10 protein-coding genes and 4 tRNA genes are annotated in these 13,918 nt (G+C 64.6%); 13 read left to right on the forward strand and 1 reads right to left on the reverse strand.

The genetic code is table 11. The features are described from left to right. Positions 1 to 5: 5 nt before the first annotated feature. The 3 genes from ACMG4O_RS10635 to ACMG4O_RS10645 are packed head-to-tail and all read left to right on the forward strand — an operon-like array spanning position 6 to position 3,206. Positions 6 to 2,114 carry an FUSC family protein gene (locus tag ACMG4O_RS10635; RefSeq protein ID WP_414433776.1) on the forward strand — a complete coding sequence of 703 codons (2,109 nt, stop codon included), beginning with the start codon at positions 6 to 8 and terminating at the stop codon, positions 2,112 to 2,114. After that, the gene (locus tag ACMG4O_RS10640; RefSeq protein ID WP_142949998.1) at positions 2,104 to 2,316 is read left to right on the forward strand and encodes a DUF1656 domain-containing protein; all 213 of its coding nucleotides are present in this window, start codon (positions 2,104 to 2,106) and stop codon (positions 2,314 to 2,316) included. The genes ACMG4O_RS10635 and ACMG4O_RS10640 overlap by 11 nt, the downstream gene beginning before the upstream one ends. Continuing rightward, the gene (locus ACMG4O_RS10645) at positions 2,316 to 3,206 is read left to right on the forward strand and encodes an HlyD family secretion protein (protein WP_194856292.1); all 891 of its coding nucleotides are present in this window, start codon (positions 2,316 to 2,318) and stop codon (positions 3,204 to 3,206) included. Before ACMG4O_RS10640 ends, ACMG4O_RS10645 begins: the two co-directional genes overlap by 1 nt. Here ACMG4O_RS10645 and folD read toward each other — a convergent pair. Next, entirely contained in the window at positions 3,203 to 4,051 is an 849-nt protein-coding gene (folD, locus tag ACMG4O_RS10650) for a bifunctional methylenetetrahydrofolate dehydrogenase/methenyltetrahydrofolate cyclohydrolase FolD (protein ID WP_142950000.1), read from the reverse strand. The genes ACMG4O_RS10645 and folD overlap by 4 nt on opposite strands. A gap of 189 nt (positions 4,052 to 4,240) precedes the next feature. Between folD and ACMG4O_RS10655 the strand changes: the two genes are divergently transcribed. From ACMG4O_RS10655 to ACMG4O_RS10700, 10 genes are all read left to right on the forward strand, one after another. Next, positions 4,241 to 4,317 (forward strand) — tRNA-Pro (locus ACMG4O_RS10655). Between the two features lie 27 nt (positions 4,318 to 4,344). Beyond that, positions 4,345 to 4,421: transfer RNA gene (locus tag ACMG4O_RS10660), tRNA-Arg, on the forward strand. A 43-nt stretch (positions 4,422 to 4,464) separates the two neighbouring features. After that, a tRNA-His gene (locus tag ACMG4O_RS10665) sits at positions 4,465 to 4,540 on the forward strand. Between the two features lie 151 nt (positions 4,541 to 4,691). Continuing rightward, on the forward strand, positions 4,692 to 6,002 hold the full coding sequence (tig, locus tag ACMG4O_RS10670) for a trigger factor (RefSeq protein ID WP_194856291.1): 1,311 nt from the start codon (positions 4,692 to 4,694) through the stop codon (positions 6,000 to 6,002). Positions 6,003 to 6,315: 313 nt separating this feature from the next. After that, positions 6,316 to 6,966 (forward strand): ATP-dependent Clp endopeptidase proteolytic subunit ClpP, encoded by a 651-nt coding sequence (gene clpP, locus ACMG4O_RS10675; RefSeq protein ID WP_083209708.1) that lies wholly within the window; start codon positions 6,316 to 6,318, stop codon positions 6,964 to 6,966. Between the two features lie 118 nt (positions 6,967 to 7,084). Then, positions 7,085 to 8,365, forward strand: a complete 1,281-nt coding sequence (gene clpX, locus ACMG4O_RS10680) for an ATP-dependent Clp protease ATP-binding subunit ClpX (RefSeq protein WP_142950002.1) — start codon at positions 7,085 to 7,087, stop codon at positions 8,363 to 8,365. 45 nt (positions 8,366 to 8,410) lie between these two features. Continuing rightward, the gene (lon, locus tag ACMG4O_RS10685; RefSeq protein ID WP_142950003.1) at positions 8,411 to 10,807 is read left to right on the forward strand and encodes an endopeptidase La; all 2,397 of its coding nucleotides are present in this window, start codon (positions 8,411 to 8,413) and stop codon (positions 10,805 to 10,807) included. Between the two features lie 219 nt (positions 10,808 to 11,026). Further along, positions 11,027 to 11,299 carry an HU family DNA-binding protein gene (locus tag ACMG4O_RS10690; protein ID WP_142950004.1) on the forward strand — a complete coding sequence of 91 codons (273 nt, stop codon included), beginning with the start codon at positions 11,027 to 11,029 and terminating at the stop codon, positions 11,297 to 11,299. A 10-nt stretch (positions 11,300 to 11,309) separates the two neighbouring features. Continuing rightward, a tRNA-Asp gene (locus tag ACMG4O_RS10695) sits at positions 11,310 to 11,386 on the forward strand. 82 nt (positions 11,387 to 11,468) lie between these two features. Then, on the forward strand, positions 11,469 to 13,424 hold the full coding sequence (locus ACMG4O_RS10700; RefSeq protein ID WP_414433777.1) for a SurA N-terminal domain-containing protein: 1,956 nt from the start codon (positions 11,469 to 11,471) through the stop codon (positions 13,422 to 13,424). Positions 13,425 to 13,918 lie beyond the last annotated feature (494 nt).

The raw sequence follows: 13,918 nt of genomic DNA on the forward strand, positions 1-13,918 counted from the left end.
CCACGATGGTCTTCGCCGCCGTCAGGCTCCCCGCGTTCCTGCGCGAGGCCGGGCGGCGGGAGTGGCAATTCACCCTGCGTACCTTCAGCGCCGGCATGCTGGCGCTCTATATTGCTCTGGCCCTGGGCCTGGACGAGCCCAAATGGGCCTTGATGACGGTCTATATCGTCGCCCAGCCGCTGGGCGGCATGGTGCTGGCCAAGGGCGTCTACCGGCTGCTCGGCACCCTGGCCGGCGCCGCCATGGCGGTGGTGCTGGTGGCCACCCTGGCCCAGTTGCATACCCTGTTTTTCGTCGCCCTGGCGGTGTGGCTGGGGCTTTGCACCCTGTGCGCCAGCCTGCTGCGTAACTTCCGCTCCTACGCCTTCGTGCTGGCCGGTTACAGCGCCCTGATCGTGGGCGTGCCGGCGGTGCTGCAGCCGGACCAGGCGTTCACCATGGCGGTGGCGCGGGTCACCGAGATCGGCCTGGGCATTCTCTGCGTGAGCCTGATGAGCGTGCTGGTGTGGCCCCGGTCCGCCGGGCGCAGCTACCTACAACAGAGCCGCGAACAGCTGGTGGGACTGATCCGCCTGGTGGCGGACAGCGCCGGCGGCCGGCTCGACGCGCCGGCGCTGCAGCGGCGCCGCCAGGCGCTGATCACCAGCGGTATGGCGCTGGAGGCCCAGCGCGAGCACGCCCTGTTCGATTCCGCCCGGCTGCGCCGCCACGCCGGTCTTTGCCGCCGGCTGGGCCACGAGATGCTGGCGCTGATCTCCTCGGTGGGGCCGCTGAACACCTATGTGAACCGCTACGCGGAGCGCCACCACCAGGACCAGGTGGCGCTGCTGCTCGCCGACATCGCGCGCCTGGATCCGGAGGCGTCCCCGGCGGCCCTGCGGGAGACCCTGTCGGCGCTCTACCAGCGCGCCCGGGAACTGGCCCGCTCGCTGCGCGGCGAACTGCTCAGCCATGACGAGCAACGCTTCTACGCGCTGCAACTGGTGCTGGAGCACAGCGCCGAATTGTGCGACCGGCTGCGCTCCAGCGTGGCGCTCTACGCCATGCTCACCGATCAGGCCACGCCGGTGCGCTGGCGCGCCGGCACCTCGCGGCTGCATCTGGATTACGGGCAGGCCTGGCGCAACGGCGCCCGGGCGGCGCTGGCGCTGGGCGCCACGGTGGTGCTGTGGTTCTGGAGCGCGGCGCCCCAGGGGGCGGCCATGGCGATCCAGGTGGGGGTGATCTGCGCGCTGTTTTCCACCCGCGACGACCCGCTGGCGGCGGTGAAAGGCTTTATCAAGGGCGCCTTGCTGGCCACGGTGCTGGCCACGCTCTACCGGCTGGTGCTGTTGCCCGCCAGCGACGGCTTTCCGGCCCTGGTGCTGTGGCTGGCGCCGCTGTATCTGCTGGCCGGGCTGGCGATGGCGCGGCCGGCCACGGTGGCCACCGGCACCGCGCTGACCATCTTCTTCCCGCTGTTGCTGGACCTGCGCCCGGTGCAGGACTTTTCCGCCGCGCCGCTGTTCAACAATATGATCGGTCTGGGGCTGGGCATGGGCTTCGCGGTGCTCGCGTTCCTGTTGCTGTGGCCCGGCGACGACGCCGCCCGGGCCCGGCGCCGGCTGTGCCGGGATCTGTGCCGGACCCTGGGGCGCTGGCCGATCCGGCGGCGGCGCCCCCGCCATGAAATGGAAAGCCAGCTCTATGACCGCATCAGCCGTACGCTGCCCAGGCTCGATCCGGACCACCCCCGCGACGGCGAGCTGCTGCAGGGCGCGCTGGCCGCGGTGACCCTGGGGCTCGGGCTGCTTTATATGGACGCGCTGTGTCGGCGCGGCGTGCCGGCCTCGGTGCGGCTGGCGCTGACCCGCCTGATCCGCGACACCCAGCGCGCCCTGCGGGACGGCGACCAGGACCGCTGGCTGGCCCTGGCGGCCCGCGCCGACACCGTGGCCGGCCAGTGCCAGCGCGCCTACGACAGCGCCGCCAGCGACGGCGAGCGCCGCCGGCTGGTACGGGCGGTGGTGCGCCTGCGCATGCAGATCAATATTATCCGTGGCAACGCGGGCTTTTTCCTGAGCGGGTCCGGCGACGGCCCCTGGCGGGGACTGGAGGCGAACGGTGCTGCATGAGATCAATCTGGCCGGTGTGCTGCTGCCGCCGCTGATTCCGGTGGTGGTGCTGGGGTTGCTGATATTCTGGCCCGTGAACGGGCTGATCAGCCGCTACGACGGCTACCGGTTTGTCTGGCATCCGGCCCTGGCGGGCCTGTGTGTGCTGGTGATGAGTCTGGCCCTGGCGCTGGGCCTGCTGATGCTTATAGGGAGAGTGTGATGGCTGAATCCCGCGCGGACGAAGGCCGGCGCCGCCGCTGGCGCCCGTTTTTAATCACCCTGGTGCTGGTGGCCGGCGCGGCCCTGGCGGTGTGGTTTTTCTGGCATCAGTACATGCACACCCTGTGGACCCGCGACGCCCGGGTGCGCGCGGCGGTGATTCAGGTGGCGCCGGATGTGTCCGGGCCGATTACCGGGCTGAACGTGAGCAACAACGCCCGGGTGGCGCAGGGCGACCCGCTGTTCGTGGTGGATCCGGAACGCTACCGGCTGGCCCTGCACCAGGCCCGGGCCGAACTGGAGCACCGCCGGCTGGAGTCGAAACTGCGCAGCGACGAAGCCGCCCGCCGCGACCGCCTGGGCCGGGCGGTGTCCGCCGAGGAGCGCGAGGAGGCCACCAGCCTGGCGGACGTGGCGCGGGCCGACTTACAGGCCGCCCAGGCGGCGCTGCAAAAAGCCGAGCTGGACCTGGCGCGCACCCGGGTGAGCGCGCCCGCCGACGGCCATGTGACCCATCTGCTGGCCCACGCCGGCGATTACGCCCGTGCCGGCGAGCCGGTGCTGACCCTGGTGGACGGCGATTCGTTCTGGGTGGAGGCGTATTTTCGGGAAACCCAGGTGCACCGGATCCGGGTGGGCGACCCGGCGCGGGTGCGCTTGCTGGGCGTGGATCGGCCGCTGGAAGGAAGGGTCGCCGGCATCGCCCGGGGCATCGGCAACGCTAACGCGGTGGCCGGTGGCGACCAGGGTCTGGCGGAGGTGGCGCCGACCTTTGAATGGGTGCGGCTGGCCCAGCGGATTCCGGTGCAGATCGAGCTGCGGGCGGTGCCCGAGTCGCTGACGCTGGCGGCGGGCATGACCGCCAGCGTCAGGATCCTGGACCGCGATTAGACGCCGAACGCCTTTTCGCCCGCTTCCAGGGTCTGGAAGATCAGGGTGTTGATGGTCATCGGCCCGACGCCGCCGGGCACCGGCGTGTAGGCGGCCACCCGGTCGGCGAGCGGCGCCAGTTCGATGTCGCCGCATTTTTCCGGGTGGAAGCCGGCGTCCACCACCACGGCGCCGTCCTTGATCCAGTCCGCCTTGATGAATTCCGGGCGGCCCACGGCGCCCACCACGATGTCCGCCTGCTTGACCAACTCCGGCAGGTTTTGGGTGCGGCTGTGGCAGATGGTGACGGTGGCGTTGGCGCCCAGCAGCATCAGCGCCATGGGTTTGCCGAGAATGGCGCTGCGGCCCACCACCACGGCGTGCTTGCCCTCCAGCGGAATCTGGTAGTGCTCCAGGATGCGCATGATGCCCTTGGGGGTGGCGCAGCCGTAGGCCGGCTCGCCCATGGCCATGCGGCCGAAGCCCAGGCAGGTGACGCCGTCCACGTCCTTCTCCAGGCTGATGGCGTCGAAACAGCGGCGCTCGTCGATCTGCTCCGGCACCGGGTGCTGCAGGAGAATGCCGTGCACGTCCGGGTTGTTGTTGAGCTCTTCGATCTGCGCGAGCAACTGCTCGGTGGTGGTGTCCTCGGGCAGTTCGATGGCCCGGGAGTCCATGCCGACCCGGCGGCAGGCGTTGCCCTTCATCTTTACGTAGGTGGCGGAAGCCGGGTCGGCGCCCACCAGCAGGGTCGCCAAAATGGGGGTGCGTCCGTCGGCTTTCGCCTTGAGAGCGTCCACGCGACGGCGCATTTCCTCTTCGAAATGCTGGGCCAGTGCCTTGCCATCCAGAATCTGCGCGCTCATTGAGTGTCTCTTGGTCGGGAATCGGGAGGCGCGGATTTTCGCACGCCGGCCGCGGTGGGGCAAAGGGGCGCGCGGACCGGTTCGCGGCGCGGCTGGCGAATAATCCAGCGAACGGTTCCGGCGCCGGGCGCGCGGCGTTGACGCTCCCGGGGGCGGCGAGTATTATGCCGCCTCGCTCGACCTGCTCGGCGGGGTGTAGCGCAGCCTGGTAGCGCGCCTGCTTTGGGAGCAGGATGTCGGGGGTTCGAATCCCTCCACCCCGACCAGTCAAGCGAAGACGTTTTACCGGTTCAGCGCCTGTAGCTCAATTGGATAGAGCAACGGCCTTCTAAGCCGTAGGTTGCAGGTTCGAGCCCTGCCAGGCGCGCCAAAGCGCGCCGACAGGCACACAAAGTACCAAACCAGTTTTGCTGGTGGCTGTAGCTCAGTTGGTAGAGCCCCGGATTGTGACTCCGGTGGTCGTGGGTTCAAATCCCATCAGCCACCCCAACATTGAAGCCTCCGGGGGTAATCCCCGGGGGCTTTTTTCGTATCGGTGTTCATGGCGGCGGGCATTGACTATAATTGCCGCCCTTCAAAGTATGCGGTCCGGGCCGGCACGGTCGGCCGTGGACCAAAAAGTCTTTATAAAGAGGATGTTATGCAGGTTTCCGTAGAAACGACATCAGGTCTGGAACGGCGTTTGACCGTGGGCGTACCCGCGGAAAAAGTGGATTCGGCGGTCGACACCAAGCTGCGCGAGGCCCAGAAAAGCGTCCGCCTGAACGGCTTCCGCCCGGGCAAGGTGCCGATGCGGGAAGTGAAACGTCGCTTCGGTGATGCGGTGCGTAACGAGGTCCTCGCCGACGTGATGCGCGAATCCTTTATTGAGGCGGTGGAGCAGGAATCCCTGCAGCCGGCCGGCATGCCCGGTTTCGAGGCCACCAAGAACGAGGCCGGCCAGGATCTGGAGTTCGTCGCCACCTTCGAGGTGTACCCGGACGTGGAACTGGCGCCGCTGGACAGCGTGGAAGTGGAAAAGCCGGTGGCCGAGATCAGCGACGCCGACGTGGAGCAGATGATCGAGACGCTGCGCGAGCAGCGCTCCGAGTACGAAGCCGTGGAGCGCGCCGCGCAGACCGGCGACCGCGTCAACATCGACTTCAAGGGCCTGAAGGACGGTGAAGCCTTCGAAGGCGGCAGCGCCGAAGGCCAGAACCTGGAGCTGGGCTCCGGCCAGATGATCCCCGGTTTCGAGGACGGCATCGTCGGCATGAAGCCCGGTGAAGAGAAGGACATCGAGGTGACCTTCCCGGAGGACTACCAGTCCGAGGAGCTGAAAGGCCAGGCGGTGGTGTTCCAGATCAAGGTGAACAGCGTCGAAGCCAAGCAGCTGCCGGAAGTGGACGCCGAGTTCATGAAGGCGTTCGGCGTCGAAGACGGCGACCTGGAGCAGTTCAAGGCGGAAGTGCGCAAGAACATGGAGCGCGAGCTGAAGAACGCGGTGTCCGGCAAGGTGAAGGAACAGGTGATGGACGGTCTCGCCCAGGCCCACGACTTCGATCTGCCGGAAGCGCTGGTGAAGCAGGAAATCGACCGCATGCGTCAGCAGATGATGCAGCAGTTCGGTGGCGGCCAGCAGTTCGACGCGTCGATGCTGCCCGAAGAGCTGTTCCGCGAGCAGGCGCAGCGCTCCGCGCGGCTCGGCCTGGTGGTGCGCGCGATCCTCGAGAAGCACGAGATCAAGCCGGACGCGGATCGCGTCAAGGCGCGGGTGGAAGAGATCGCCTCTCAGTACGAGCAGCCCGAGGAACTGGTTAACTGGGTGTACAGCAACCCGCAGCAACTGCAGCAGATCGAAGGCGCGGTGCTGGAAGACCAGGTGGTGGACTTCGTACTGGAATCCGCCAAGGTGGAAGAGAAGAGCATGTCCTACCAGGACGCGGTCAAGCCGCGCGACCAGCAGGGCTGATCACAACGCCAGGCGTTGCCCCGGACCCGCCGACTGGGTCCGGGCGGAAGACCTCCGACGTACCGGAAAACGGTATTTCGGAGGTTTTTTTGTTCTAAAAGGCCGCTTTTGTGCAACTTTTGCGCAGTTGAACGCCATATTGCCCCGCCTTTATAGACGCCCCACGGGGGCCACCTTACTATCAGGTGACCGCTATCGGGCGAACACCTTGTAACAGGGCCGGTTCGCCCCAATACCCGTTCACAGGCCGCGGCGCCGGAACAGCAGGTTGCGGACACGCCGGAGCGGGACACGCAGATATAGGAAGCGCTAGATGATAGACCTGAGCCGGATCACCTCCGTAACGCCGGAGATGAAGACTTTGATGCAGGACCCGACCAACGTGGGTCTGGTGCCCGTGGTGATCGAGCAGACCTCACGGGGCGAGCGTTCCTTCGACATTTATTCCCGTCTGCTGAAAGAGCGGGTTATTTTCATGGTCGGCCAGGTTGAGGACTACATGGCCAACCTGATCGTCGCCCAGATGTTGTTCCTGGAGTCGGAAAACCCGGACAAGGACATCAACCTGTACATCAACAGCCCGGGCGGTTCGGTGACCGCCGGCATGTCGATCTACGACACCATGCAGTTCGTGAAGCCCGCGGTGTCCACCATGTGCATCGGCCAGGCGGCCAGCATGGGCGCCTTCCTGCTCGCCGCCGGCGAGAAGGGCAAGCGCTACGCGCTGCCCAACGCCCGGGTGATGATCCACCAGCCGCTGGGCGGCTTCCAGGGTCAGGCTTCCGACATCGAGATCCATGCCCGCGAAATCCTCAAGATCAAAGAGGATCTCAACCGCATGCTCTCCCACCACACCGGCCAGCCGCTGGAAGTGGTGGAGCGCGACACCGATCGCGATAACTTCATGGACGCCACTCAGGCCAAGGAATACGGTCTGGTGGACGAGGTGCTCAGCCGCCGCTGAGCCCGCCGGAACGGCGTATGAAAGCGGCCGAATGGCGGTCGCCGGGGCCTGAGCGGGCTTGAAAAAGCCGCGCTCTCCCTGCATCTTCAAAGTGACTACCAGGTTCAGAGGCGATTCGATGACCGATAACACCGGAAAGGGCGACGACGGCAAACTGCTGTACTGCTCGTTCTGCGGCAAGAGCCAGCACGAAGTTCGCAAACTGATCGCGGGCCCGTCGGTCTTTATCTGCGACGAGTGTGTGGATCTCTGTAACGACATCATCCGCGAAGAGGTCCAGGAAGAGACCGGTGACAGCGGCGACGAGCGTCTGCCCAAGCCCCAGGAAATCAAGACCACGCTGGATGATTACGTGATCGGTCAGGAGCGCGCCAAGCGGGTGCTTTCCGTGGCCGTGTACAACCACTACAAGCGCCTGGGCAGCCAGGGCCGCAGCCGTGAGGAAGTGGAACTGGGCAAGAGCAACATCTTGCTTATCGGTCCCACCGGCAGTGGTAAAACCCTGCTCGCGGAAACGCTGGCGCGCCTCCTCAACGTGCCGTTCACGATCGCCGACGCCACCACGCTCACCGAAGCGGGCTATGTGGGCGAGGACGTGGAAAACATAATCCAGAAGCTGTTGCAGAAGTGTGACTACGACGTGGACAAGGCCCAGCGCGGCATCGTCTACATCGACGAAATCGACAAGATTTCCCGCAAGTCGGACAACCCGTCGATCACCCGCGACGTGAGCGGCGAGGGTGTGCAGCAGGCGCTGCTCAAGCTGATCGAGGGCACCGTGGCCTCGGTGCCGCCCCAGGGCGGCCGCAAGCATCCGCAACAGGAGTTCCTGCAGGTCGACACCTCCAACATCCTGTTCATCTGCGGCGGTGCCTTCGCCGGTCTGGACAAGGTGATCCGCGACCGTTCCGATAAGGGCGGCATCGGCTTCTCCGCCGAGGTGAAGAGCAAGGAAACCGTGCTGTCCATGGGCGAAACCCTGGCCGGCGTGGAGCCGGAGGATCTGGTCAAGTACGGCCTGATTCCCGAATTCATCGGCCGCTTGCCGGTGATCGCCACCCTGGAGGAGCTCTCCGAGGAGGCGCTGGTACAGATTCTTACCGAACCGCGCAACGCACTGACCAAACAGTACGTCCGCCTGTTCGAGATGGAAGGCGTGGAACTCGACTTCCGCGACGACGCCCTGAGAGCGGTGGCGCGCAAGGCCATGGAGCGCAAATCCGGCGCCCGGGGCCTGCGTTCGATCCTCGAGGCGGTGCTGCTGGATACCATGTATCAGGTGCCGTCGCTGGATGGCGTCGCCAAGGTGGTGATCGACAGTGCCACCATCGACGGTGAGTCCGAACCGCTTCTGATTTACGAGAACAGCGAGCAAACGTCCAGGGTCGCGCCGGATTGATCCGCGCGACCGGTTGATGGTCGTAAACCAACAAAGGGGCGATACGTGCTGAAAGATATTCCGTTGCTGCCACTGCGTGACGTGGTGGTCTACCCGCATATGGTGATCCCGCTGTTCGTCGGCCGGGAGAAGTCCATTGCGGCCCTGGAAGCCGCCATGGCCAGCGACAAGCAGATCATGCTGGTGGCGCAGCGCAACGCGTCCGATGACGATCCCGCGGAAAGCGATATTTACCGAGTGGGCACCGTGTCCACCATCCTGCAGATGCTCAAGCTCCCCGACGGCACCGTCAAAGTGCTGGTCGAGGGCGGCGCCCGCGGCCACATCAGCAAGGCCCGCTTCGGCGAGGAGGGCGGCGTCGCCGATGTCCGCGAACTGGACAATCAGATGCCGTCGGAAAGCGAGCAGGACGCCTTGTCCCGCTCGTTGCTCGCCAAGTTCGAGGAATACGTCAAGCTGTCCAAGAAGGTGGCGCCGGAGATCATGAATTCGGTGTCCTCCATCGACGAGGTCAGCCGCCTGGCCGACACCATCTCCGCCCACCTCCAGCTCAAGCTCGAAGAGAAGCAGGACGTCCTGGAAATGGTCGACGTGCGCGAGCGTGTCGAGCATCTGGTGGCGCTGATGGAATCCGACATGGATGTGCTGAAAGTGGAAAAGCGCATCCGTGGCCGGGTCAAGAAACAGATGGAGAAGAGCCAGCGCGAGTACTATCTGAATGAGCAGATGAAGGCGATTCAGAAAGAACTCGGCGACCTGGACGACAGCGGCAACGAGCTGGAGGATCTGGAAAAGAAGATCGACAACTCCGGCATGCCCAAGGACGCCAAGGAAAAGTCCAAGAACGAATTGAACAAGCTGCGCATGATGTCGCCGATGTCCGCCGAGGCGACGGTGGTGCGCAGTTACCTGGATTGGATGACCTCGGTGCCGTGGAAGAAGCGCAGCCGGGTGCGTCACGATCTGGCCCACGCCAAGGAAATTCTCGACCAGGATCACTACGGCCTGGAAGAAGTGAAAGAGCGCATTCTGGAATTTCTCGCCGTGCAAAGCCGGGTCGGCAAGGTAAAAGGTCCGGTGCTGTGTCTGGTTGGTCCGCCCGGGGTGGGCAAGACCTCCCTGGGGCAGTCGGTGGCGCGCGCCACCAACCGCAAGTTCGTGCGCATGGCCCTGGGCGGCGTCCGTGATGAGGCGGAGATTCGCGGTCACCGGCGCACCTACATCGGCTCGCTGCCGGGCAAGGTGATCCAGAAGCTGTCCAAGGTGGGCGTGCGCAACCCGCTGTTCCTGCTCGACGAAGTCGACAAGATGGGCATGGACATGCGTGGCGACCCGGCGTCGGCGTTGCTGGAAGTGCTGGATCCGGAACAGAACCACACCTTCAGCGATCACTACCTGGAAGTGGACTACAACCTGTCCGAAACCCTGTTTATCTGCACCTCCAATTCCATGAATATTCCGGCGCCGTTGCTGGACCGCATGGAAGTGATTCGTCTGCCCGGTTACACCGAGGACGAGAAGATCAACATCGCCTCCCAGTACCTGATTCCCAAGCAGATCAAGTCCAACGGTCTGCGCGAGAACGAACTGGTGCTGGATGAAAAGGCGCTGCAGTTCATCGTGCGTCATTACACCCGGGAATCCGGGGTGCGTGGCCTGGAGCGGGAAATCAGCAAGATCTGCCGTAAGGTGGTGAAGGAAAATCTGCTGGAAAAAGAGAACCGCACCATTACCCTGACGCCGGAAAACATTGATCATTATCTGGGTGTGCGCAAGTACGATTACGGGCGCGCCGAAGAGAAGGATCAGATCGGTCAGGTCACCGGCCTGGCGTGGACTTCGGTGGGCGGTGAACTGCTCACCATCGAAGGCGTATCCACCCCCGGCAAGGGCCGTGTCACCACCACCGGCTCGCTCGGTGATGTGATGCAGGAGTCCATCCAGGCGGCCTGGACGGTGGTGAAAAGCCGCTCCGGCAACCTGGGTATCCGCCGCCGGCAACTGGAACGCAACGACGTCCATATCCACGTGCCCGAGGGCGCCACGCCGAAGGACGGGCCCAGTGCCGGCATCGGCATGTGCACCGCCATGGTGTCGGTACTGACCGGCATTCCGGTGCGCGCCGACGTGGCGATGACCGGTGAGATCACCCTGCGCGGCCAGGTGCTGGCCATCGGTGGTCTCAAGGAAAAACTGCTCGCCGCCCATCGCGGCGGCATTAAAACCGTGCTGATTCCGCAGGAAAATGAGCGGGACCTCAAGGAAATTCCGGACAAGATCAAAGAGGCTCTGGATATCCGGCCGGTAAAATGGATCGACCAGGTGTTGGAGTTGGCGTTAACGCACACTCCCACGCCGCTGAGCGAGGCGGAAGTGGAAGAAGACCTCGCTCTGGCCGAAGAAAAAGCGCAGAAAGGTTCGGAACGGCCCAGCACCCATTGAACCAAATGGGTGGCGGGCCGTCTCAAGAGCTCTTCCGTGACTTTGTTGTTCGTCTTTAAATGATTGATCAAAAAGGTTTTTTACTTTTATCCAAGCTGGTGTGACTGCACTTATCCTTCCTTGACGCCCCCTAGGCCCATTGGTATAAAGGCGGCTTCGTCATACGGAGAGTGCATCGCGCCTCGACCATAAAACCGGGAAATAGAAAAGGGGAATTTTGTGAATAAATCCGAACTGATTGACGCCATCGCCGCGGCTTCCGATATCTCCAAGGCCGATGCGGGCCGCGCGCTGGACGCCACTCTGGATGCCGTGACCGGCGCTCTGAAGAAAGGCGACAGCGTTTCTCTGGTGGGCTTCGGTACTTTTTCCGTGAAGCAGCGCGCTGCGCGCGAAGGTCGCAATCCGCAGACCGGCGAAACCATCAAGATCGCCGCTGCCAACGTACCGGGCTTCAAGGCGGGCAAGGCGTTGAAAGACGCCGTGAACTGATCTGGCTTCAGGAGCGGTAGTTCAGCTGGTTAGAATACCGGCCTGTCACGCCGGGGGTCGCGGGTTCGAGTCCCGTCCGCTCCGCCAGCGCATAAGCGTATCCGTCTTGGGTGCGCTTTTTTGCTTTCCGGTACCCTATAAAAAGATTAGAGATTCCTTGGAGTAAACCATGCAGGAGTTCAGACGATTTGTCCGCGGGCCCGTGGGCAAGGTTCTGCTCGCCGCGATCATTCTTCCCTTTATCATTTCCGGGTTTTACGGGTATTTCACCGGAGGGGGTAGTGACAGCGCTGTTGCCGAAGTGGAAGGCAACAAAATCAGCCGCGGGTACGTCAGTTCGCGCACTCAGCAACTGCGTCAGATGCTGCGCCAGCAGAGCCCGGATATTAATGAATCAATGCTCGATTCGTTTATTCGCCCTGAGATGGTGCTGCAGGGAATCGTGAACGAGCAATTGATGATCGCCGCCGCGCGCAACGCGGACATGGCGTTCAGCGACGCCCAGGCGGCCGTGTTGATCCGCAATAACGACATGTTCTACGAGAACGGTCGCTTTTCGGAAACCCAGTTCGAGCGCATGGTGCGCGCCCAGGGCATGACCCCGCAGGGCTATCTGGAATCGCTGCGCCAGGAGCGCATCAGCCAGCAGTACCGCAACGCGTTCGCGGCCACCGATTTCGCCCTGGAAGGTGAGCTCGCCGAGCAACGCCGCCTGGGTGAACAGCGCCGCGACATTCGCTATGTGCGCCTCAGCGTGGACAGCCTGCGTGGTGATACCCAGGTTTCCGATCAGGAAGTGTCGGATTTCTACGACCAGAACACGTCCGAGTTCATGCGCCCCGAACAGCTGCGCGTGCGCTATATCGAGTTGACCCCGGAGCGCTACCGGGATCGCGTGGAGATCTCCGACGAGCAGATCCGCGCCGAATACGAAGCGCGCAAGCAGATGCGTGACAGCGCCGCCACCCGCCGGGAAGTGGCCCACGTGCTGATCAGCGTCAACGACGAGCGTGACGAAAACGCCGCCGTGGAGCGGGCCCGCGAGGCGCGCCAGGCGCTGGAGCAGGGCAGCAGCTTCGCCGAGGTGGCGCGGGAATATTCCGACGACGCCGCCACCGCGCGCAGCGGCGGTAACCTGGGCCGGGTCGGTCAGGGTTCCCTGCCGGACTCCCTGGACGAGGCGCTGGCCGACATGGACGTGGGTGACGTCTCCGAACCGGTGATTTCCGACGCCGGCGTACACCTGCTCAAGGTGATCGAGGAAGAGCGCGCCGAAATGCCGCCGCTGGAAGAGATGCGCGACGAGATCGTCACCGATCTGCAGAGCGCCCAGTCCGATTCCCTGCTCGCCGAGGATCTGGTGACCCTCGAAGAGCTGGTCTACGAGCACAGCGACCTGCAGGTGCCCGCCGAGCAGCTGGACCTGGAACTGCAGACCACCGACTGGGTCTCCATGCAGGAACTGCCGACGGCGCTCAACAACGCCCGCGTCCGCGAAGCGCTCAACAGCGAAAGCGTGCGCGAGCAGGGCCGCAACAGCGACCTGCTGGAAGTGGCCCCGGGCCGCTTCCTGGCCCTGCGCCTGGAAGAGGTGAAGGACGCCGAGCCGCTGCCGCTGGCGGAAGTGAGCGAGGACATCCGCGCCCAGCTGCGCCTGCGCAAGGCCCGCGCCCGCGCCGAGGCGCTGGCCGAAGAAGCCCGCGAAGCGGTGGAGCAGGGCGCCGATCTGGCGGCCGTGGCCGAGCAACTCGACGCCGAGGTGCAGGAAGAAGCGGATCTGCAGCGCGGCGCCTCCGAGCCGGCCATGGAAGTGGTGGATGCCGTGTTCGCCACGCCCCGGCCCGCCGAAGGCGAAAGCAGCCCGATCCGCTTCACCAGCCTGCGCAACGGCGATCTGGTGGCGTTCCAGCTGACCGCCGTGGAAGACGGTTCCGTGGACGCCCTGGAGCCGGAGCAGCAGCGCCAGGCCCTTCAGGAGCTGGCGCGCGTGGAAGGCGAGCGGGGCTTCCGCCAGGTGATGGCGTTCCTGCGCGACAGCCTGGACGTGGAACTGCATCCGGATCGCCTCAGCCAGCCCCGCGAACAGCCGCAGCCCCAGCCCCAGCCGGCGGCCCCGCCGCTCTAAGCGGCTCGCCGGCCAGCGAAAAACCCGCCACCCCGGCGGGTTTTTTTATGGGGGCATGACGCGACCAGAAAGGTTCGCACCCTCGAAGATGCCCGAATTGTGGGAGCGGGCCTTGTGGGAGCTTGCTTGCAAGCGAAAGGCCGGCAAAGCCGGCCGGCAGGATACCAGAGACCTGGGTTCTCCGATGTCCGGTGCTCCGTATCGGAGACGCGGGGCAATGGTGAGGCCTTCCGGGACCGCTCAAGCCATCCATGGCCGCTGTTAGTTTGGCCATCCCTGGCCAAACAGCTCCCTCCAGGCCTCACCATTGCCCCGCTCACTTGGCAGCGGCACCGCCACGGGTCATAACACCACTGGACCCTCCAGGGAGGGCAAGCTTGGAAATTTCCAAGCAGCGCCGGGCCCACCCGATCCCGGTGCGGGCTTTCTGGAGAGACGGGCTTTCTGGAGAGAAAGGTCTCTGGAATCCTGCTGGCAAGCTCCGCTTGCCTTTC

The sequence above is a fragment of the Alloalcanivorax venustensis genome (genome assembly GCF_047495515.1).
In the GTDB taxonomy this organism is placed as follows: Bacteria; Pseudomonadota; Gammaproteobacteria; order Pseudomonadales; family Alcanivoracaceae; genus Alloalcanivorax; species Alloalcanivorax venustensis.

Excerpts from the sequence above, each read along its gene's own strand:
- ACMG4O_RS10635 (WP_414433776.1), top strand. The coding sequence starts at position 6 with ATGGTCTTCGCCGCCGTCAGGCTCCCCGCGTTCCTGCGCGAGGCCGGG.
- ACMG4O_RS10645 (WP_194856292.1), top strand. The coding sequence starts at position 2,316 with ATGGCTGAATCCCGCGCGGACGAAGGCCGGCGCCGCCGCTGGCGCCCG.
- folD (WP_142950000.1), bottom strand. The coding sequence starts at position 4,051 with ATGAGCGCGCAGATTCTGGATGGCAAGGCACTGGCCCAGCATTTCGAA.
- tig (WP_194856291.1), top strand. The coding sequence starts at position 4,692 with ATGCAGGTTTCCGTAGAAACGACATCAGGTCTGGAACGGCGTTTGACC.
- clpP (WP_083209708.1), top strand. The coding sequence starts at position 6,316 with ATGATAGACCTGAGCCGGATCACCTCCGTAACGCCGGAGATGAAGACT.
- clpX (WP_142950002.1), top strand. The coding sequence starts at position 7,085 with ATGACCGATAACACCGGAAAGGGCGACGACGGCAAACTGCTGTACTGC.
- ACMG4O_RS10700 (WP_414433777.1), top strand. The coding sequence starts at position 11,469 with ATGCAGGAGTTCAGACGATTTGTCCGCGGGCCCGTGGGCAAGGTTCTG.